Raw genomic sequence first — 20585 nt, forward strand, 5'->3', positions numbered from 1 at the left:
CGCCAGCGGATAGCTGGCCGGGCAGTGATAGCCACCACCCGGCAATGCATTTAAACGTTAACCGCAGCGATCAACCGCGTCTTCATGGTCTGGTACGCAGAAGCCGCAAAATCCTCCGCCCAGCGCTGGTCCTCGATCGCCTCCATCTGCACGGCGCAATATTTCGTTTCAGGCGTTCTGGAGATCGGGTCTAGATTATCCTGCGTCAGCTCATTACAGGCGCCAATCCACCACTGGTAGGTCATATAGATTGCTCCCGCATTGATGCGCTCGCTGATGCTGGCGCGCGTGATCACTTTACCCCGGCGTGAACGTACCCAGACCAATTGGCCGTCGGCGATCCCACGCTCATCCGCGTCGGCCGGGTTCATTTGCACCCGGCCCGGCTCGTCGGCCAGGCTTTGCAGCGCCGCGCAGTTCCCGGTCATTGAGCGACAGGAGTAGTGACCGACTTCGCGCACCGTGCAAAGTACCAGCGGGTAATCCGTATCCGGTGTCTCGGCCGGAGCGCGCCAGGGGGCAGCAAACAGCTGGCCTTTGCCAGTGGGGGTGTCGAACTGATTATCCCTGTACAGATAGGGTGTGCCGGGATGATCAAGGGTTGGGCAGGGCCACTGGACATGGCCCATCTCGCCCATTTTTTCGTAGGTCACGCCGTAGAAGAGGGGGCACAGCTCGCGCATTTCGTCCCAGATCTGCTGGTTATTCTCGTAATGCATGGGATAGCCCATCTCCGTGGCCAGCAGGCTGATGATCTCCCAGTCGCGCTTGACGTTGCCGCTGGCCTCAATGGCCTTGCCAAAACGCTGGAAGCCGCGATCGGCGCAGGTGAACACGCCAGCATGTTCTCCCCATGACGTGGCAGGGAGCAGTACGTCAGCCACCTCTGCCGTTTTGGTCATAAAGATGTCCTGAACCACCACAAAATCGAGGGACTCAAAGCCGCGGCGGACTAGGCCCAGATCGGCTTCTGTCTGAAGCGGATCTTCCCCCATGATGTAATAGGCTTTGATCTTACCTTCCAGCGCGAGATGCGGCACTTCGGTGATACGCGTCCCGACGCGATCGTCCATCCGGCTGACATTGATTTTCCACGCATCGGCAAATTTCAGTCTGACCGCCGGGTCAGTGACATCCTGGTAGCCGGGGAACATATTGGGCAAAACGCCCATATCGCAGGCACCCTGAACGTTATTTTGCCCGCGAACCGGACCTACGCCGACGGCAGGGCGGCCCAGGTTGCCGGTGAGCAGCGCCAGGCTGGAGAGACCTTTCACCACATCAACCGCCTGACCAAACTGCGTAACGCCCATTCCCCACATTACCGTTGCTGAAGGCGCCGCCGCGAACATGCGCATTGCCTGACGAACATCCCGCGCGGGAATGCCCGTCAGATGTTCAACCTGCTCGGGTGCGTAATCTTTTACCGTCAGTCGGTAAGCCTCAAGCCCTTCTGTGAAGCGGGCAACGTAGTTTTTGTCGTACAGTTCCTCTTCAAGCAGGACATAGCCAAAGGCATTGACCAGCGCCATGTTACTGCCGTTTTTCAACTGAAGATGAAGATCGGCAATGCGTGCCGTTTCAATCTGACGCGGATCGCAGACGATGATTTTTGCGCCATTTTCACGTGCTTTAAGCACGCGTCGGGCGACGATGGGGTGAGAGTCGGCGCAGTTATAGCCGAACACCAGCAGGCATTTTGAGTTTTCAATATCGTTAATGGAATTGCTCATGGCACCGTTGCCGAGGGTCTCCTGTAAACCGGCAACGGACGGACCGTGACAGACGCGGGCGCAGCAGTCGACGTTGTTAGTGTTCAGCACCGCACGGGCAAATTTTTGCATCACATAGTTGGTCTCATTGCCCGTTCCCCGCGAGGACCCCGTGGTCATAATGGATCGAGGGCCGTACTGATCTTTGATGCTTTTAAGCCTGTGAGCAGTATAGCGAATGGCCTCTTCCCAGGTAACAGGGGTAAAGGACTCGCCTTTGCTGTAGCGGATCATGGGCTGCGTCAGACGGGGGGTAAGCAGCCGTGTGTCGTTAAGAAAGTCCCAGCCGTAGAATCCTTTCAGGCAAAGCGTGCCCTGATTGGTTACGCCATCAGCGGCTTCGGCACGGATAATCCGGTTATTTTTCACGACGAGGTTTAGTTTGCAGCCTGCACCACAGTAAGGGCAGACGCTGGCGATTTTTTTCATCAATAACAGACCTGTTAAGAAATGAAGCAATGTTTACTGGAAAGCCCAGTCCCTTAGCTGACTAAGCAGGATCCATGCCACATTCAGCGTGCTTGATTAACAGGGCGTCAGGGAAGAGAGGGTGTGTCATCGTCAGTCTGTTCGTCAGTATTGACGATGACACGCTATCCGTAGGGAAGGGAGAGGCGTTAAAGATCGTCCATGGTATAACCGACAACAATTTCCAGCGTCTTGCGGATCACATCCGCCTTAACGACATCGTCGGTAGTTTCCAGCGTCTGGATCAGCCAGAGAATGATCGCTTTGTTGGTCAGATGACCTTCAGAAGCGAGAACACAACGAACCGCAGTCGAAAAAATGGCAGACTCTTCAGCAAAGCGATCGCCTGCGTGACGGAAATACTCCGACAACGCGCTATCTAAAAAGGCGGAGTGGTATTCGGGTTGAAGCTGAATATTTTGTCTCATTTGTTCTCACCGTTGCTGTAAAGTTGTAGTCAATGCATCTTTTTGGGATCGGACGGTTTTCCATTTCCAAATAACGGCACTACATTGTCTCGATTATTTTTGAGAGATCCCTCTCTCTGTATTCGTCCTTGTGCGGTTCTGCGACCTTTAAAAGCGACAGTGCCTGTGCTGATTTCAGCTATCACCCTCGCTAATGTCTCCCGCCGCTGGGGATCCGTCTCACAGGCTTGCATGTTACGCAGACGCTGAACCAATCCCTCGGTCGTCACGGGACCGCGCTCCTTCAAAAGTGAAAGAGCGGCTTCTCCAATAAGCTGGTCGATCAGTCGGTCCGCATCACTGCTGTTCATAACATTAACGTTCGAAGAGCAGACCAAGAAGCAGGTGATAATGATGTTCCTCTTCCGGACCATTGGCCCTTTCAAGGCGACTCAACAGTTTTGTGCAGAGCGATTTGCGATTCAGATTCCGCCCATCGCTAAGGATTTCAACAACAACCTGACCCAGGGTTTCCTGTTGGGTTGGAAGCGCGGCTTTTTCGAAGTACTGCGCAATCGCTGTTGCTGAGTCTGCGACGTATCCGTTCTGCTGCATGTTTCGCTCCTGTAAAATTCTGTAATCAGTAACGTTACATTTAAGGTATACATAATTTTCAAATCTGTACATTTAAAATGTACAATTTTTTAAATATTTTATAATATATTTTATAAAATCATTATTTATCATATGCTTATTCTTATACGATTTACTGCGGTATTCACAAGATATATTGTACAATCCGAAGCGGCGTCGCAGAGTTGTACAAGCCCGTAAATGACGCAAAAAAGCCGTGTAAATCGTTGAGATGTAAATTATTTGTTGGGCAATTAATGTGCTATAACAGAGTTTTCCCCACGTGTTTTCGTGGTCACCCCCTCAATCTTCAGGATTAGCATGCTCACAACCATCATTTACCGCAGTCATATCTGCGAGGACGTTCCAGTGAAAGCGCTGGAAGACATGGTCGCTGCTGCAAATTGTAGAAATCGCCAGTTCGATGTGACGGGGATTTTGCTGTTTAACGGCACACACTTTTTTCAGTTACTTGAAGGGCCCGCTGATAACGTTAAGGAGATCTATGAGCTCATCTGCCGTGACCCACGGCATCACAACGTGGTCGAATTGTTGAGCGATCACGGGCCTTCAAGACGTTTTGGCAATGTGGGTATGGAGCTCTTCGACCTTCGTCAGTACGACACCAACGAAGTGCTGCAACAGGTACTCGATAAAGGCACAACGCGCTATCAGCTGACCTATAACGATCGCGCCCTGCAATTTTTCCGCACCTTCGTTGAGGCCACTGAAAAAGCCAACTACTTTGAGCTGCCTCCGGCTGACGCCTGGGAGTTTGTCACCGAAAATACGCCGTTATCCTCCCAGCCGACAGTAGTGGCAAAGGGCGCGGACTGTAGTTTCGCATTTCAACCTATCGTCGATCCGTTTATGCAGCAGGTAGTTTCCTGGGAAGCCCTGATCCGCACGCCGTCCGGTGAGTCCCCGGAAAGCTATTTTGCCCACCTGTCGCGTGAGGCGCTGTACGAATCGGATCTGAAGAGTAAACAGGTGGCTTTGTCGATGGCCAGCGCGCTGGGCCTACAGACTCAAACGTTGTCCATTAATCTGCTGCCGATGACGCTGGTCAATGTTCCTGGCGCCGTCGATTTTTTACTGACGGCAATTGAGGCGAACGGTTTTGTGCCGGAGCAAATTGTAGTCGAGTTCACCGAGAGCGAGGCCATCTCGCGCTTCGAAGAGTTCACCAGCGCGGTCAGACAGCTTAAAAGCGCCGGGATCAGCGTGGCCATCGATCACTTTGGCGCGGGATTCGCCGGTCTGCAACTGCTGGCCCAGTTTCAGCCGGACAGAATCAAGATCAACCGTGATTTGATTGCCAACGTGCACAAGAGCGGCCCGCGTCAGGCGATCATTCAGTCAATTATTAAATGCTGCGCGTCCCTGGAAATTCTGTTCTGTGCGGTAGGCGTAGAGTTGGCTGAAGAGTGGATGTGGCTGGAATCTGCCGGGATTTCTCAGTTCCAGGGGCACCTTTTCGCCAGCCCGCGTCTGGGGGGCATTCCGGCGATTGCCTGGCCCGAGAAAAAGTACGATTTATAAAAACCTGTACGTAACTCTTTATAGTGACCTGTACGTACGGCTAAATTTATACAACAATACATTAACGAGTGAGGGGTTCTTTGAGCCATTCACTTGTCTCAGAACGAGGAGTTAGTTATACAAATGATTTGTACAATCTGATAAGGTTGGTTTGGTTAGGTATGGAAGTATTGTGCGTGAGGGAGTTAATGGCCTATTACAGTATCGGCGAAGTGGCCGAACGATGCGGTATCAACCCCGTTACGCTGCGTGCCTGGCAGCGCCGTTATGGATTGTTGAAGCCGCAGCGAAGTGAAGGGGGTCATCGTCAGTTTGACGATGAAGATATCCTGCGTATCGAAGAGATCAAACGCCTGATGAAAACGGGTGTTTCGGTCGGTAAAGTAAAAGCGCTTCTTGAAAATACAGAAGTGATGACGCATGGGAACTGGGCATCGTTTCAGGAAGAAATGTTAACCGTTCTGCGCTATGCCAGCCCGGCAAAACTGCGCGCCAAAATCGGCGAGTTCCGCCGCGACCATGCGATGGATGTTCTGATAGATAACATCATCACCCCTGTGCGTCAGCGAATGAACCAGGACCAGAATACGGTGCGTCACATGGCGAGCCTGCTCGACGGTGTCCTGATTGAGTTTGCCGTTACAAGCCTGGGTGAGTCGCGAAAAAAAGCAGGTAAGGATGCGCTGCTGATTGGGTGGGAGTGCGACGACCGTACGCATTTGTGGCTGGAAGCTGCCCGTCTTGCCTATAAGGGCTGGCATATTGACGTGCTGGCTGAGCCGATTGATTCTCCGCGTCCGGAACTCTTTCCCGGGCAAAAAATTTTCGTCTGGACCGGTAAAGCGCCTACGCCTCGTCAACAGGAGCAGCTCGACCACTGGCGTGAACAGGGTTTCGCCGTCTCGTTCCATCACTGATGTTAAGGGGTCCGTCAGGGCCTTTTTGTCTTTTCGAGTCCGCTTTCTTAATGGAAGATAGCTATCTTAAAAATAGGTATTTTCAATACAATTTTTATTATTGCCCGCCACCTTACCGCCTTTCTTATGAAATGCATTATTTATCAATGCATTGAACAAAACTAACCCTCCCATCCGCATCCCGTCACAGGGTCTATGCTTAATGAAAGTAGCCAAAAAGGGCGGTTTAGCCCAAAGCCCCTGCTCGCAGGGGGTTGAAGTGATAATCGTTATCACTAACATGGTGTTATGCCCTGGTGGCTTATCAGATGAGGTGGACCTATGGAACTGCATTCAGAAACCTTCAATCCGGCCGATTTTGCCTGGCGTGGCTTAACGCTGACGCCCGCGGCGGCGGCGCATATTCATGAGCTGGTGGCAAAAAATCCCGACATCCTCGGCGTACGCTTAGGCGTTAAGCAGACGGGCTGCGCGGGATTTGGCTACGTGCTGGATACCGTAACCGAACCCAAAAAGGACGATCTGGTCTTTGAAACCGACGGTGCAAAGTTATACGTCGCGCTACAGGCTATGCCGTTTATTGATGGAACCGAAGTCGACTACGTTCGGGAAGGTTTAAACCAGTTATTCAAATTTCATAACCCGAAAGCCCAGAACGAATGCGGCTGCGGCGAAAGCTTTGGGGTATAGGCGGTACTATGTCTCGTAATACTGAAGCAACGAGTGATGTAAACACCTGGAGCGGCGGACACCTCAACTATAAAGAGGGTTTCTTCACGCAGCTGCAAACCGATGAGCTGGCGAAAGGCATCAACGAAGAGGTCGTGCGCGCCATTTCGGCGAAACGTAACGAGCCGGAGTGGATGCTGGAGTTTCGCCTGAGCGCATTCCGCGCGTGGCTGGAGATGGAAGAACCCCACTGGCTGAAAGCGCATTACGATAAGCTGAACTATCAGGATTACAGCTACTACTCCGCGCCCTCATGCGGCAGCTGCGATGATACCTGTGCCTCGCAGCCCGGCGCGGTACAGCAAACCGGTGCCGAGAACAGCTTCCTGAGTAAAGAGGTGGAAGAGGCCTTCAATCAGCTCGGCGTGCCCGTGCGCGAAGGTAAAGAGGTGGCGGTGGACGCCATTTTTGACTCCGTCTCGGTGGCAACCACCTACCGTGAAAAGCTGGCGGAGCAGGGGATAATTTTCTGCTCCTTTGGGGAAGCCATTCACGATCACCCGGAGCTGGTGAAAAAGTACATTGGCACCGTGGTACCCAGTAACGATAACTTCTTCGCGGCACTGAATGCGGCGGTGGCGTCAGACGGCACCTTTATCTACGTGCCTAAAGGTGTGCGCTGCCCGATGGAGCTCTCAACCTATTTCCGCATCAACGCGGAAAAAACCGGCCAGTTTGAACGCACCATCCTGGTGGCCGATGAAGGCAGCTACGTCAGCTATATCGAAGGTTGTTCGGCGCCGGTGCGCGACAGCTACCAGCTGCACGCGGCGGTGGTAGAGGTGATCATCCATAAAGACGCGGAAGTGAAATACTCTACGGTACAGAACTGGTTCCCGGGCGATGGCAACACCGGTGGTATTCTGAACTTCGTCACCAAGCGTGCGCTGTGCGAAGGTGAAAACAGTAAGATGTCCTGGACGCAGTCAGAAACCGGCTCCGCCATTACCTGGAAATACCCGAGCTGTATTCTGCGCGGCGACAACTCCATCGGTGAGTTTTACTCCGTGGCGCTGACCAGCGGTCATCAGCAGGCCGATACCGGCACCAAGATGATCCACATCGGTAAAAACACCAAATCGACCATCATCTCCAAAGGGATCTCTGCCGGTCACAGCCAGAACAGCTATCGCGGGCTGGTGAAAATCATGCCGACAGCCACCAACGCACGTAACTTTACCCAGTGCGACTCCATGCTGATTGGTGCGGACTGCGGGGCGCATACCTTCCCCTATGTCGAATGCCGCAATAACAGCGCCCAGCTCGAGCATGAGGCGACTACGTCACGTATCGGTGAAGATCAGCTGTTCTACTGCCTGCAACGCGGGATCAGTGAAGAAGATGCGATTTCAATGATTGTTAACGGCTTCTGTAAGGACGTGTTCTCTGAACTGCCGCTGGAATTTGCCGTTGAAGCCCAGAAACTCCTCGCCATTAGTCTTGAACACAGCGTCGGTTAAGGAAAGCACATGTTAAGCATTAAAGATTTACAGGTTAGCGTGGAAGAGAAAGAGATCCTGCGTGGGCTCAATTTTGACGTCAAACCGGGTGAAGTTCACGCCATCATGGGGCCAAACGGCTCCGGGAAAAGTACGCTTTCAGCGACGCTGGCAGGACGCGAAGATTATGAGGTCACCAGCGGCTCCGTTGAGTTTAACGGCAAGGATCTGCTGGAGATGTCGCCTGAAGAGCGTGCCGGTGAGGGCATCTTTATGGCCTTCCAGTATCCGGTGGAAATCCCGGGCGTCAGCAACCAGTTCTTCCTGCAAACCGCGCTGAACGCGGTGCGCAAGTATCGCGGGCTTGAGGCGCTGGATCGCTTTGACTTCCAGGATCTGATGGAAGAGAAAATCAAGCTGCTGAAAATGCCCGAAGATCTGCTCACCCGCTCGGTGAACGTGGGTTTCTCCGGCGGTGAGAAAAAACGTAACGATATTCTGCAAATGGCGGTTCTTGAGCCGGAGTTGTGCATTCTCGATGAAACCGATTCAGGGCTGGATATTGATGCCCTGAAGATCGTTGCCGACGGCGTAAACTCTCTGCGTGACGGTAACCGCTCATTTATTATCGTGACTCACTACCAGCGTATTCTGGACTACATCAAACCGGACTATGTCCACGTGCTTTATCAGGGGCGCATTGTGAAATCCGGTGACTTTACGCTGGTTAAACAACTGGAGGAGCAGGGTTATGGCTGGCTTACCGAACAGCAGTAATGCACTCCAGCAGTGGCACCGGCTGTTTGAAGCCCAGGGTGGAGCGCGCTCTGAACAGGCTCAGCACCATCTCCAGCAGATGCTGCGTCTCGGTTTACCGACGCGTAAGCATGAGAACTGGAAATATACCCCGCTGGACGGCCTGCTGAACGGCGAGTTTGTCACCCGTCTGGCGCAGGTTAGCCCCGGCCAGCGCGATGTGCTGGCGCTGAGCGTGGATGCCGTGCGTCTGGTGTTTGTAGACGGGCAGTTTCGTGAGGAACTCAGCGACAGCGTACAGGAGAGCGGGTTCGATATCGCCATTAATGATGAGCGTCAGTCGCTGAACGCGCCCGTTCAGCCTGAAGTCTTCCTGCATCTGACAGAGAGCCTGTCTCAGTCTTTAACCCATATTCACGTTAAGCGTAACCAGCGCCCGGCGAAACCGCTGCTGCTGATGCATATCACCCAGGGTGTTGAGGGCGACGAGATCAACACCGCCCACTATCGCCACCATCTCGAGCTGGCAGAAGGGGCAGAAGCGACGGTAATTGAGCATTACGTTAGTCTGAACGACACCCGCCATTTTACCGGCTCGCGTCTGACGATGAACGTGGCGGCTAACGCCCAACTGCACCATATCAAGCTGGCGTTTGAGAATTCGCTCAGTCACCACTTCGCCCACAACGATATTCTGCTGGGCCAGGATGCCGCGGCGTATAGCCACAGCTTTCTGCTTGGCGGCGCGGTGCTGCGCCACAATACCAGCACCCAACTGAACGGTGAGAACACTACGCTGCGTATTAACAGCCTGGCGATGCCGGTGAAGTCAGAAGTGTGCGACACGCGCACCTGGCTTGAGCATAACAAAGGCTACTGCAACAGCCGTCAGCTGCACAAAACCATCGTCAGCGACAAAGGACGTGCGGTGTTTAACGGCCTGATCAATGTGGCGCAGCACGCCATCAAAACTGACGGGCAGATGACCAACAACAACCTTTTGCTGGGACGTCTGGCAGAGGTGGACACCAAACCACAGCTGGAAATTTATGCGGACGACGTGAAATGCAGCCACGGCGCAACGGTCGGGCGTATTGACGATGAGCAGATGTTCTACCTGCGCTCTCGCGGGATAGACCAGCAGGCCGCGCAAAAGATGATTATTTACGCCTTTGCGGCTGAGCTGACGGAAGCGCTGCCCGATGGCGGACTTAAACAGCAGGTGCTGGCCCGTATCGGTCAGCGGCTGCCTGGAGGCGAAGCATGACATTTCCCGTAGAGAAAGTCCGGGCAGATTTTCCGGTACTGACCCGTGAAGTGAACGGTCTGCCGCTGGCCTATCTCGACAGTGCGGCCAGCGCGCAAAAACCGAATCAGGTGGTGGATGCGGAAGCCGAGTTTTACCGCCACGGTTATGCGGCGGTCCATCGCGGGATCCACACTCTGAGCGCCGAGGCGACCCAGCGCATGGAAAACGTGCGCACGCAGGTTGCGGCGTTTCTCAACGCGCGTTCGCCGGAAGAGCTGGTGTTCGTGCGTGGCACCACCGAAGGGATCAACCTGGTGGCTAACAGCTGGGGCAATGCGCAGGTGCACGCGGGGGATAACATCATCATCACCCAGATGGAGCACCACGCTAACATCGTGCCCTGGCAGATGCTCTGTGAGCGTATGGGGGCGCAACTGCGGGTGATCCCGCTAAACGAAGACGGTACGCTTCAGCTTGAACAGCTGGACGCCCTGCTTGACGACAGAACGCGGCTGGTAGCGGTGACCCACGTTTCAAACGTGCTGGGGACGGAAAATCCGGTGGCGCTGATCGTCGACAAAGCCCATCAGGCCGGTGCGAAAGTGTTGATTGATGGCGCCCAGGCGGTGATGCACCATGCGGTTGACGTTCAGGCCCTGGACTGCGATTTCTACGTCTTCTCCGGGCACAAGCTGTATGGTCCGACGGGCATCGGCGTGTTGTATGTGAAGGAGGATATTCTCCAGGCCATGCCGCCGTGGGAAGGGGGCGGGTCAATGATTGCCACCGTCAGCCTGACGGAAGGCACAACCTACGCCCGGGCGCCCTGGCGCTTCGAGGCGGGCACGCCAAACACGGGCGGGATCATCGGGCTGGGCGCGGCCATTAGCTACGTATCTGAAACGGGGCTGGCGGCGATTCAGGAGTACGAACAGCTGCTGATGCAATATGCCTTGCAGGAGCTTGCCGGCGTCCCGGATCTGACCTTATATGGCCCTGCTGACCGTCTGGGTGTGATAGCCTTCAACCTCGGCAAGCATCACGCTTATGATGTGGGCAGTTTCCTGGATAATTACGGCGTCGCCGTACGTACCGGGCATCACTGCGCGATGCCACTGATGGCGTATTATCAGGTACCGGCCATGTGCCGCGTATCGCTGGTGATGTACAACACAACGGAAGAGGTCGACAGACTGGTGGCGGGACTAAAACGTATTCACCAGCTGCTTGGCTAACGGAGAGGCGAGAGATGGCAGATTTGCCGGACAGAGATAAATTGCTGCGTAACTTTGGGCGTTGCGCAAACTGGGAAGAGAAATACCTTTATATTATCGAGCTAGGTCAGCGCCTGCCGCCGCTCAGCGAAGAAGCGCATAACCCGGACAACATCATTCAGGGCTGCCAGAGCCAGGTCTGGATCCAGATGCAGCAGACGGATGATGGCGTAATCGATTTACAGGGTGACAGCGATGCGGCCATTGTGAAGGGGCTTATTGCCGTCGTATTTATTCTTTATCACCAGATGTCGGCGCAGGATATTGTCGCCTTTGACGTTCGCCCTTGGTTTGAAAAAATGGCCTTAACCCAACACCTCACCCCGTCCCGCTCCCAGGGACTGGAAGCGATGATCCGCGCCATACGCGCCAAAGCCGCAATCCTTAGCTAAACTGACAGAACAGCATTCATTCTGTTTCGCGGGGTGGTTTCCACCTCGCTGGTTTTTCAGCTTTCTGACGTTTGGTCAGTGAATAAGGAATCTCAGCATGAAGCGCGCGTCTCTAATAACTCTATTACTCCTTGGTTCGCTCAGTGCTGTTAATTCAGCCAGGGCGGTTGATTATCCTTTACCGCCCGCAGGCAGCCGCCTGATTGGGCAAAATCAGACATACACCATTCAGGAAGGCGACAATAAGCTCCAGGCTATCGCTCGTCGGTTTAATACCGCCGCACAGCTTATCCTTGAAACCAATAATACCATTGCACCGGTAAACCCTGCGCCAGGAACGGTCATTACCATTCCTTCCCAGATGCTGCTCCCGGACACCGAGCGTGAGGGCATTGTGGTGAATCTGGCGGAGCTGCGTCTTTACTTCTATCCGCCTGGCGAAAATATCGTGCAGGTCTATCCGCTGGGTATTGGTCAGCTTGGGCTGGAAACACCGGTCAGCACCACCCGTGTGAGTCAGAAAATCCCTAACCCTACCTGGACCCCCACAGCGGGCATCAGAGCGCGCTCACTGGCGCAGGGCATTAAACTGCCGCCTGTGGTACCCGCAGGGCCAAATAACCCGCTGGGGCGCTTTGCGCTGCGTCTGGGCATCGGGAATGGGGAATATCTTATTCATGGCACCAGCGCGCCGGACAGCGTAGGGCTGCGGGTCAGCTCGGGCTGTATGCGAATGAACGCGCCGGATATCAAAGCGTTGTTTGAACGAGTGCGCGTCGGTACGCGGGTGCAGATTATCAATGAGCCGGTGAAGTTCTCCGTCGAGCCGGACGGCAAACGTTATATCGAGGTGCACAGGCCGCTGGCGCAGGCTGAGGGCGAAAACCCACAGACGGTGCCGTTCACGCACTCAGCGGCGTTTACCGCCTTCGCAGCGGAATCAGGTAGCGATAAAACGCTAATCGACAAAGCTCTGGCGCGCAGAGCCGGGATCCCGGTTGCCGTTTCAGCAGGCAATGGTTCGTCAGCCAGCAATTCTGTCCTTTCGGTTCAGAACAGTCGTGTCTCAGCGGCGGTGACGGAAGGCGAGGGAGAGAAAGCGCTTCAGTAGAGGTTTGACGAAGGCAAAAAAAATGGCGCACAATGTGCGCCATTTTATTAACAGGTACTATTACTTACGGTATTTAGTAGCCTGGTTGTCCAGACGCTGGTTAGCGCGAGCTGCGTCGTCTTTAGCAGCCTGAACGTCGGAACGCATTGCGTTCACGTCGTTGCTCAGCTGGTCAACTTTAGCGTTCAGAGTCTGAACGTCAGAAGACAGCTGATCGATTTTAGCGTTGCTGGAGCAACCTGCCAGCAGAGTAGAACCCAGGATTACCGCGCCCAGTACCAGTTTAGTACGATTCATTATTAATACCCTCTAGATTGAGTTAATCTCCATGTAGCGTTACAAGTATTACACAAAGTTTTTTGGGTTGAGAATATTTTTTTGATGGGATTACGCCTATTTTTGATCGTTCGCTCAAAGAAGCAACGAAATCGGCAATTTTGACGAAAAAGCTATGTTAAAAAAGGCATTTTTCATCGGATTCATCTTAGATAAATCGCGATTAAATAGAAAAACCCGATTTGCTTTTTGAATAGTTCTGGTTAATGGCGGGAATAAAAAAAGCGCCCCGAAGGACGCTTTTTAACAAAACAATAATTTGTTCCTGAAATATTACAGTACGTGGACAGATGCAGTGTTGGTTGTACCGCTTGGTACCAGTGCACCAGAAACCATAACCACCACGTCGCCTTTCTGAGCCAGGCCACAATCAACCAGTTCCAGAGCCACTTCTTTACCCAGACGATAGAAATCATCGGTAGAGGCAATCTCTTTCACCAGGTGTGGGATCACGCCTTTGCTCAGCACCAGCTGACGCGCGGTGGTTTCGTTGGTGGTCAGCGCCAGAATGGTCGCATCCGGGAAGTATTTACGCACGGCACGCGCAGATTTACCGCCCTGGGTCGCCACGACAATCAGTGGGGCTTCCAGTTTCTCGGCGGTTTCTACCGCACCACGGCACACGGCTTCGGTGATGCGCAGTTTACGGCTGTCGTTGTTGTAATCCAGACGGCTTTTCATCACGCGGTCGGTACGCTCACAGATGGTCGCCATGATGCCGACCGCTTCCAGAGGGTATTTCCCTTTTGCAGATTCGCCAGACAGCATAACGGCATCGGTACCGTCGAGGATGGCGTTCGCCACGTCGCCGGCTTCAGCACGGGTAGGGCGTGGGTTTTTGATCATGGAGTCCAGCATCTGCGTTGCGGTGATAACCACTTTACGCGCGCGAACGCATTTCTCGATCATCATCTTCTGCGCGAAGATCACTTCTTCAACCGGGATTTCTACGCCCAGGTCGCCACGCGCTACCATGATACCGTCAGACGCTTCAAGGATTTCGTCGAAGTTGTTCAGGCCTTCCTGGTTTTCGATCTTGGAGATGATCTGAATGTTCTCACCACCGTGCGCTTTCAGGTGCTCACGGATCTCAACCACATCAGAACGTTTACGGATGAAGGACGCCGCAACGAAGTCCACACCTTGTTCGCAGCCGAAGATCAGGTCTTGTTTGTCTTTTTCAGCCAGCGCTGGCAGAGCAATGGACACACCCGGCAGGTTAACGCCTTTGTTTTCGCCCAGATCGCCGTTGTTCAGCACTTTACAGATAACCTTGTTACCTTCAATCGCGGTCACTTCCATGCCGATCAGGCCGTCATCCACCAGCACGGTGTTGCCAACGGACAGATCGCTGGTGAAGCCTTCGTAGGTCACGGCAACGATTTCGTTATTACCTACAACGGATTTGTCGGTGGTGAAGGTGAAGGTCTGGCCCGCTTTCAGGGAAACGTCGTTACCGCCTTCCAGTTTGATGGTGCGGATTTCAGGACCTTTGGTGTCGAGCAGGATTGCCGCTTTTTTCCCGGTCTTGCTCATCACGTTGCGCAAGTTCTGAATACGCTGACCGTGTTCAGCATAGTCGCCGTGGGAGAAGTTCAGACGCATCACGTTCATGCCGGCATCCAGCATTTTGCTCAGCATCTCTTCGGATTCGGTTTTCGGGCCGATAGTACAAACAATTTTCGTCTTTTTCATGACAGTCTTAGTCTTTAAGTTGGGAAGGATATGGAAATCTCGCTCCGGGGGCGCACCGCCGCGGAGTCAAACCTGTGTTGCGAAAGAGTATATGACACGCACTAAGAATAGGTGACATCAAATGAGCGTGCAGAAGAAAGTGTGCCTGAGTGCCAGCCCAACGAAGGAGAGGAGAAGTTGTACGTTGTTTTTTGTATTCCAAGCGCTGAAACCATTCACCAGGGATTTGGCGCGCATTATACGCTGATTCACAGTAAAAAGGAAAATGGAAACAGCGTTTCAAAAACATTCTGTGCAGATTCACATAAGTTTGTTATCAAGGCGTTAAGGCCTAATGTCATCTTATGACGGCAGGCGCAACGCCCGCCGTTTTTTGCTCAGTTTTCCAGCGCCTGTTGAAGGTCGGCGATCAGATCCTTCGCATCCTCAATCCCCACCGACAGGCGTATCAGCTGCGGCACAATGCCGTTTGCAAGACGCTGCGCCAGTGGAATGGAGGCGTGGGTCATGCTGTAGGGCTGGCTCACCAGACTCTCCACCCCGCCCAGGCTTTCCGCCAGGGTAAAGAGCGTAAGATGACGAATCACCTCTGTCGCGCGTTGCGCATCGCCTTTAATCACAACGGAGATCATGCCGCCCGGCAGCGCCATTTGTCTGCGGGCAAGCGCATACTGGGGGTGTGACTCCAGCCCGGGATAGAGCACGCTCTCTATCTGCGGATGCTGCTCCAGCCATTGCGCAATCGCCAGCGCGTTGGCACTGTGCTTCTCAACGCGCAGGGAGAGGGTGCGAATCCCCCGTAGCGTCAGGAAGCTGCTGAACGGATCCAGAACGCCGCCAACCGCGTTTTGCAGATAGCCCAGACGCTCCGTGAGATCCTTATTTGCCCCGACAACAGCCAGCCCGGCAACCACGTCTGAATGACCGTTGAGATATTTGGTGGCGGAGTGAACCACAATGTCGAACCCCGCCTCCAGCGGCCGGTGAATGACCGGGGAGGCGAAGGTATTATCCGCCACGCTGATCGCATTATGGCGCCGGGCAATGTCTGCGATGGCCTCCAGGTCGGCCAGTTTCAGCAGCGGGTTCGTCGGCGTTTCCACCCAGATCATGCGGGTGTTCGGGCGAATGGCGGCCTCAAGTCCGGCTACATCGTCCGGCTTAACCCAGCTCACCTGTAACCCGGTGCTGCGCTTGCGCACGTTTTCGATCAGGCGATACGTACCGCCATACACGTCGTCAATGGCAACGATATGGCTGTCTTTATCCAGCAGTTCGAGCACGGTGGAAATGGCCGCCAGCCCTGACGCGAAGGCGTACCCGCGCGTGCCGCCTTCCAGTTCGGCGATGGCGGTCTCCAGCGCATGGCGGGTTGGGTTGCCGCTCCGGGAGTATTCGTAGCCGCTATGTTCACCCGGTGCCGGTTGCGCAAACGTCGACGTGGCGTAAATTGGCGGCATCACGGCGCCGTGCGTGTCGTGATACTCACCGCTGTGCACGCTGAGGGTGGCCAGGTTTTTCATCTTTTGCTCCTTTTATTTCGTCAGGCGGTTACGCCAGGTGGTGAGTACGTCACTGCGTGTGATCAGACCCAGAAAGCGGTCTTCGTCATAAATAATCGCCACCAGGCCACGGTCAAAGATGGTGTACAGGGCGCTCTCCGGGGCCAGCTTATCCAGATATTCGACCTGACGCGTCATGGCCGCCGTTACGGGGAGAGAGAAGCGATCGGCATTTCCCTCAATGTGCCGCAGCAGGTCCCACTCGTCGATGATGCCGACAACATTGTTGTTATCGAGCACCGGCAGCTGGGAGATGTCGTACAGGCGCATGCGGGCCAGCACGGTGGAAAGCGTGTCGTCCGGGGCGGCAGTCACCGTCGCGCCGTCATCGTGGCGCAGGGCAATATAGTCCGAGAGATCGCCTGCCTGCGGACGCGAAATCAACCCCTGCTGGCGCATCCAGTCGTCGTTGAACATCTTCGAGAGGTATTTATTGCCGCTGTCGCAGGCGAAGGTGACCACACGTTTTGGCGTAGTCTGCGCCTGGCAATATTTCAGCGCCGCCGCCAGCAGCGTGCCGGTGGAGGAGCCTGCCAGGATCCCTTCCGTTTTTAGCAGATCGCGGGCGGTGGTGAACGCCTCACGATCGGTAATGCGCCAGGCGCGGTTAACCCCTTCGATGTGCGCCAGCGGAGGGATAAAGTCTTCGCCAATCCCTTCAACCAGCCACGATCCGGCATCGTGATGGCGTCCGGTCTCAACCTGGTCCGCCAGTACCGACCCGGCCGGATCGGCAAGCACAAATTTCGTCTGCGGCGAATGTTCTGCAAACCACGCCTGTAAGCCACCCAGCGTACCGCCGGACCCCACGCCGACGACGATGGCATCGATCTGGCCGTCAAGCTGTTCAAACAGTTCCGGTGCGGTAGTGGTGCGGTGCGCCAGCGGATTCGCCGCGTTATTGAACTGGTCGATATAAAACGCGCCTGGCAGTTCGTTCGCCAGCCGCCGGGCATAATCCTGGTAGTAGGCCGGATGCCCTTTATTCACATCTGAACGGGTCAGCACGACCTGCGCTCCTAACGCGCGCAGGTGGAAAATCTTCTCGCGGCTCATTTTGTCCGGCACCACCAGGATCAGCGAGTATCCCTTTTGCGCCGCAATCAACGCCAGCCCCAGGCCGGTGTTCCCCGCCGTGGCTTCAATAATGGTGCCGCCGGGCCGTAGCTGCCCCATACGCTCGGCTTCGTTAATCATCGACAGCGCGACGCGGTCTTTAATCGAGCCGCCTGGATTCTGATTTTCCAGCTTCAGAAACAGCGAGCAGGGGCCGGTATCCAGCTTGTGCAGCTGGATGAGTGGCGTATGGCCAATTAGTTCGGTGACGGAGTGGTAAAGCGTCATGGTCATGTCCTGTGAAGAGGTGATGACCGGATGATAGGACCACTAAATTTTCTCAATAAAGAACGTTTCACTGGGTTTTAGAACAGAAAGGAATAATCCTTATGTTTTGGGGTGGAAAGACAGCAAGACGTAAAGTTGTCCGGATGTGAGGATGGCTATATCAGTACATAGTGCTGCAAAATTAACCAATTTCGTCGGATGAATGAGACCTGATATGCAAAAGGCAGATAATTATTGCAGATATTCATCTAAATGCTTTTCACCCGCCAGTTCGCTGCTTATTCCGCCGCATTATAAGAAATTCTTTTTTGGTCATTTAAAAGCTGATAACGGCTGTTTACTATCTTTTGGACATCCATACTGCTAAACCGCTATATGCGTAACGGATAACGAATAAAAATGATCGTACTCAGTAATATTTCGAAGGTTTTTGACAACGGGAAGCTGGCGCTGACAGCCGTTGATAACGTCAACTTGACGATAGAGCAGGGACAGATTTACGGGATCATTGGTTACAGCGGGGCCGGGAAAAGTACGCTTATCCGTCTGCTGAACGGTCTGGAAAAGCCCAGCACCGGCAGCGTCACCATTAACAGTCAGGATATCTCCGCCGCGAAGGGAGAAGCGCTGCGTCAGGCACGCCTGAAAATCAGCATGGTGTTCCAGCACTTTAATCTGCTCTGGTCGCGCACGGTGAAGGAAAACATCGCCTTTTCAATGCAAATTGCCGGTGTGCCAAAAGCGCAAATTCAGGCTCGCGTTGCCGAGCTGGTGGAGCTGGTCGGCCTGAAGGGGCGCGAGAATGCCTACCCGTCCCAGCTGAGCGGCGGGCAAAAACAGCGTGTGGGCATTGCCCGCGCGCTGGCCAATCATCCGGACGTACTGCTGTGTGACGAAGCTACCTCGGCGCTGGATCCGCAGACCACCGATCAGATCCTCGATCTGCTCCTGGACATTAACCGTCGTTTTAACCTGACCATCGTACTCATTACGCATGAGATGCACGTGGTGCGCAAAATCTGCGACCGCGTGGCGGTAATGGAGAACGGCAAGGTGGTGGAAGAGGGGGAGGTGCTGAGCGTGTTTACGCATCCTCAGCAGCCAATCACCCGGCAGTTTGTCCGCCAGGTGAGCCAGTACGCGGAGGAAGAGACCTTCAATACCGAACTGGCAAATGAGCTGGAGGGCGCGGTCATCAAGCTCACCTTCACCGGGCACAGCACGCACAGGCCGATCGTCGGTGAACTGACCCTGCGCTACGGCCTGCCGTTTAACATCCTGCACGGCAAAATGACGCAAACCGCTCACGGTGTTTTCGGGCAGCTCTGGGTGCACGTGGTGGCATCGGATGGACAACTGAACAATATCCTCGCCGACCTGAAGCAAAGCGATATTGAAGGCGAGGTAATCAAGCATGGCTGAAGAACTCTTTCCGCACCTGAAGTGGGATCAGCTTTGGGCTGCAACCCAGGAGACGCTCTACATGACCGCGCTTTCCGGCGTGGCGACGTTTGTTCTGGGGATCGCGCTCGGTCTGGCGCTGTTTTTAACCGCCCGCGGCGGGTTATTCCACAACCGCACGGTCTACAGCGTGATGTCGATTGTGGTGAACGTGTTCCGCTCGATTCCGTTCATCATTCTCATTGTTCTGCTGATCCCGTTCACCAAGACCGTTGTGGGGACCATTCTTGGCGCTAACGCCGCGCTGCCCGCCCTGATTGTGGGCGCCGCGCCGTTCTACGCCCGTCTGGTCGAGATTGCCCTGCGGGAAGTGGATAAAGGGGTAATTGAAGCCACGCGTTCGATGGGCGCGCGGCTGAGCACGTTAGTGTTTCGGGTTTTACTGCCGGAATCTTCACCCGCACTGGTTTCAGGTATGACGGTGACGCTGATTGCGCTGGTGAGCTACAGCGCAATGGCGGGGGTGATAGGTGCCGGCGGTTTGGGAAATCTGGCTTATCTGGAAGGATTCCAGCGCAACCATGGTGACGTCACGCTGGCGGCAACGGTGACCATTCTGATCATCGTGTTCATTATCCAGTTCTGCGGCGATGCCATTACTTCACTGTTAGATAAACGCTAATAAATACACACAGGAACCACATCATGAAAAAGACACTGACACTGATCGCCGCAGCCACCCTGAGCGCCCTGAGCTTTGCCTCCTGGGCGGACACGCTCACCGTGGGGGCGTCCAACACCCCGCACGCGGAAATTCTGGAGCAGGCTAAGCCGATTCTGGCGAAGCAGGGTATTGATCTGGAGATTAAACCGTTCCAGGACTACATTCTGCCAAACACGGCGCTGGCAGGGCATGACATTGATGCCAACTATTTCCAGCACATCCCTTACCTGAACAGCGTGCTTAAAGACCATGCGGGCGATAAGGATTATGATTTTGTCAGTGCAGGCGCAATCCACATTGAGCCGATCGGTATCTATTCAAAAAAATACAAATCGCTGAAGGATCTGCCGGAAGGCGGCAAAATCATCATGCGTGATGCGGTTTCCGAGGAAGGGCGTATTCTCTCCATCTTCGAAAAAGAGGGCGTGATCAAACTGAAGCCAGGCATCGATAAAGTGACCGCGCGCATCAGCGATATTGTGGAGAACCCGAAAAAGCTGCAATTCACCCCTAACGTCGAGGCATCTCTGCTGCCGCAGATGTACAACAACGACGAAGGTGCTGCGGTGGTGATCAACGCCAACTACGCAATTGATGCTGGTCTGGATCCGGTCCACGATCCAATTGCGGTTGAAAGCGGTGAGAATAACCCGTACGCCAACATCATTACCGTTCATCGCGGTGATGAGAAGAAGAAGGATATCGTCGCGCTGGTGAACGTGCTGCACTCCAAAGAGATTCAGGACTGGATCCGCACCAAATACAAAGGCGCGGTCATCCCGGTAAACAACTAATCGCCTGATTTTCCAGACGAAGCCCGGCGAACAACACGCC

21 protein-coding genes are annotated in these 20585 nt (G+C 54.3%); 12 read left to right on the top strand and 9 right to left on the bottom strand.

All coding sequences use genetic code 11. The features are described from left to right. Positions 1-50: 50 nt before the first annotated feature. The 4 genes from fdhF to ycgZ all read right to left on the bottom strand — a co-directional run bounded on the left by fdhF (position 51) and on the right by ycgZ (position 3262). Positions 51-2201 carry a formate dehydrogenase subunit alpha gene (fdhF, locus tag ACQG0S_RS09335; protein ID WP_048966242.1) on the bottom strand — a complete coding sequence of 717 codons (2151 nt, stop codon included), beginning with the start codon at positions 2199-2201 and terminating at the stop codon, positions 51-53. A gap of 188 nt (positions 2202-2389) precedes the next feature. Beyond that, entirely contained in the window at positions 2390-2668 is a 279-nt protein-coding gene (locus ACQG0S_RS09340; protein WP_022647868.1) for a biofilm/acid-resistance regulator YmgB/AriR, read from the bottom strand. Between the two features lie 29 nt (positions 2669-2697). Further along, positions 2698-3018, bottom strand: a complete 321-nt coding sequence (locus ACQG0S_RS09345; RefSeq protein ID WP_032622175.1) for a hypothetical protein — start codon at positions 3016-3018, stop codon at positions 2698-2700. 4 nt (positions 3019-3022) lie between these two features. After that, positions 3023-3262: a regulatory protein YcgZ gene (ycgZ, locus tag ACQG0S_RS09350; RefSeq protein WP_022647869.1), complete on the bottom strand. Its 240-nt coding sequence runs from the start codon at positions 3260-3262 to the stop codon at positions 3023-3025. A gap of 339 nt (positions 3263-3601) precedes the next feature. On the opposite strand from ycgZ, the gene ACQG0S_RS09355 reads away from it, so the two are divergent. From ACQG0S_RS09355 to ldtE, 9 genes are all read left to right on the top strand, one after another. Further along, positions 3602-4822 (top strand): diguanylate phosphodiesterase, encoded by a 1221-nt coding sequence (locus ACQG0S_RS09355; RefSeq protein ID WP_023299928.1) that lies wholly within the window; start codon positions 3602-3604, stop codon positions 4820-4822. A gap of 188 nt (positions 4823-5010) precedes the next feature. Next, positions 5011-5739 carry a MerR family transcriptional regulator gene (locus ACQG0S_RS09360; protein WP_048965655.1) on the top strand — a complete coding sequence of 243 codons (729 nt, stop codon included), beginning with the start codon at positions 5011-5013 and terminating at the stop codon, positions 5737-5739. Between the two features lie 321 nt (positions 5740-6060). Further along, a complete protein-coding gene (sufA, locus tag ACQG0S_RS09365) occupies positions 6061-6429 on the top strand; it encodes a Fe-S cluster assembly scaffold SufA (RefSeq protein ID WP_022647873.1) in 369 nt (122 codons plus the stop codon). 8 nt (positions 6430-6437) lie between these two features. Continuing rightward, a complete protein-coding gene (gene sufB / locus ACQG0S_RS09370) occupies positions 6438-7928 on the top strand; it encodes a Fe-S cluster assembly protein SufB (RefSeq protein WP_003857739.1) in 1491 nt (496 codons plus the stop codon). Positions 7929-7937: 9 nt separating this feature from the next. Next, on the top strand, positions 7938-8684 hold the full coding sequence (sufC, locus tag ACQG0S_RS09375) for a Fe-S cluster assembly ATPase SufC (RefSeq protein WP_022647874.1): 747 nt from the start codon (positions 7938-7940) through the stop codon (positions 8682-8684). Further along, entirely contained in the window at positions 8659-9930 is a 1272-nt protein-coding gene (gene sufD / locus ACQG0S_RS09380; protein ID WP_048965654.1) for a Fe-S cluster assembly protein SufD, read from the top strand. The genes sufC and sufD overlap by 26 nt, the downstream gene beginning before the upstream one ends. Continuing rightward, positions 9927-11147, top strand: a complete 1221-nt coding sequence (gene sufS, locus ACQG0S_RS09385; RefSeq protein WP_048965653.1) for a cysteine desulfurase SufS — start codon at positions 9927-9929, stop codon at positions 11145-11147. The genes sufD and sufS overlap by 4 nt, the downstream gene beginning before the upstream one ends. A 14-nt stretch (positions 11148-11161) precedes the next feature. Beyond that, entirely contained in the window at positions 11162-11578 is a 417-nt protein-coding gene (sufE, locus tag ACQG0S_RS09390) for a cysteine desulfuration protein SufE (protein WP_003857730.1), read from the top strand. A gap of 97 nt (positions 11579-11675) precedes the next feature. Then, entirely contained in the window at positions 11676-12689 is a 1014-nt protein-coding gene (gene ldtE, locus ACQG0S_RS09395) for a L,D-transpeptidase LdtE (protein ID WP_022647878.1), read from the top strand. A gap of 60 nt (positions 12690-12749) precedes the next feature. Here the strand turns inward: ldtE and lpp are convergent, their stop codons facing one another. The 5 genes from lpp to ACQG0S_RS09420 all read right to left on the bottom strand — a co-directional run bounded on the left by lpp (position 12750) and on the right by ACQG0S_RS09420 (position 17626). Then, positions 12750-12986 (bottom strand): murein lipoprotein Lpp, encoded by a 237-nt coding sequence (gene lpp, locus ACQG0S_RS09400; protein ID WP_001082307.1) that lies wholly within the window; start codon positions 12984-12986, stop codon positions 12750-12752. 312 nt (positions 12987-13298) lie between these two features. Next, positions 13299-14720 (bottom strand): pyruvate kinase PykF, encoded by a 1422-nt coding sequence (pykF, locus tag ACQG0S_RS09405; RefSeq protein WP_015570703.1) that lies wholly within the window; start codon positions 14718-14720, stop codon positions 13299-13301. A gap of 7 nt (positions 14721-14727) precedes the next feature. After that, positions 14728-15009, bottom strand: coding sequence for a hypothetical protein (locus tag ACQG0S_RS09410; protein ID WP_418517247.1), 282 nt, complete (start codon positions 15007-15009; stop codon positions 14728-14730). An 88-nt stretch (positions 15010-15097) separates the two neighbouring features. After that, a complete protein-coding gene (locus tag ACQG0S_RS09415; RefSeq protein ID WP_048965651.1) occupies positions 15098-16243 on the bottom strand; it encodes a trans-sulfuration enzyme family protein in 1146 nt (381 codons plus the stop codon). 12 nt (positions 16244-16255) lie between these two features. Continuing rightward, entirely contained in the window at positions 16256-17626 is a 1371-nt protein-coding gene (locus tag ACQG0S_RS09420) for a pyridoxal-phosphate dependent enzyme (RefSeq protein WP_063150599.1), read from the bottom strand. A 399-nt stretch (positions 17627-18025) separates the two neighbouring features. On the opposite strand from ACQG0S_RS09420, the gene ACQG0S_RS09425 reads away from it, so the two are divergent. The 3 genes from ACQG0S_RS09425 to ACQG0S_RS09435 are packed head-to-tail and all read left to right on the top strand — an operon-like array spanning position 18026 to position 20545. Then, positions 18026-19048 carry a methionine ABC transporter ATP-binding protein gene (locus ACQG0S_RS09425; protein ID WP_048965521.1) on the top strand — a complete coding sequence of 341 codons (1023 nt, stop codon included), beginning with the start codon at positions 18026-18028 and terminating at the stop codon, positions 19046-19048. Then, positions 19041-19709: a methionine ABC transporter permease gene (locus ACQG0S_RS09430; protein ID WP_048965523.1), complete on the top strand. Its 669-nt coding sequence runs from the start codon at positions 19041-19043 to the stop codon at positions 19707-19709. Before ACQG0S_RS09425 ends, ACQG0S_RS09430 begins: the two co-directional genes overlap by 8 nt. 23 nt (positions 19710-19732) lie before the next feature. After that, entirely contained in the window at positions 19733-20545 is an 813-nt protein-coding gene (locus ACQG0S_RS09435) for a MetQ/NlpA family ABC transporter substrate-binding protein (protein WP_003857677.1), read from the top strand. Positions 20546-20585: the final 40 nt, after the last annotated feature.

Source organism: Enterobacter cloacae complex sp. 418I7, from assembly GCF_050030705.1.
GTDB lineage: Bacteria > Pseudomonadota > Gammaproteobacteria > Enterobacterales > Enterobacteriaceae > Enterobacter > Enterobacter intestinihominis.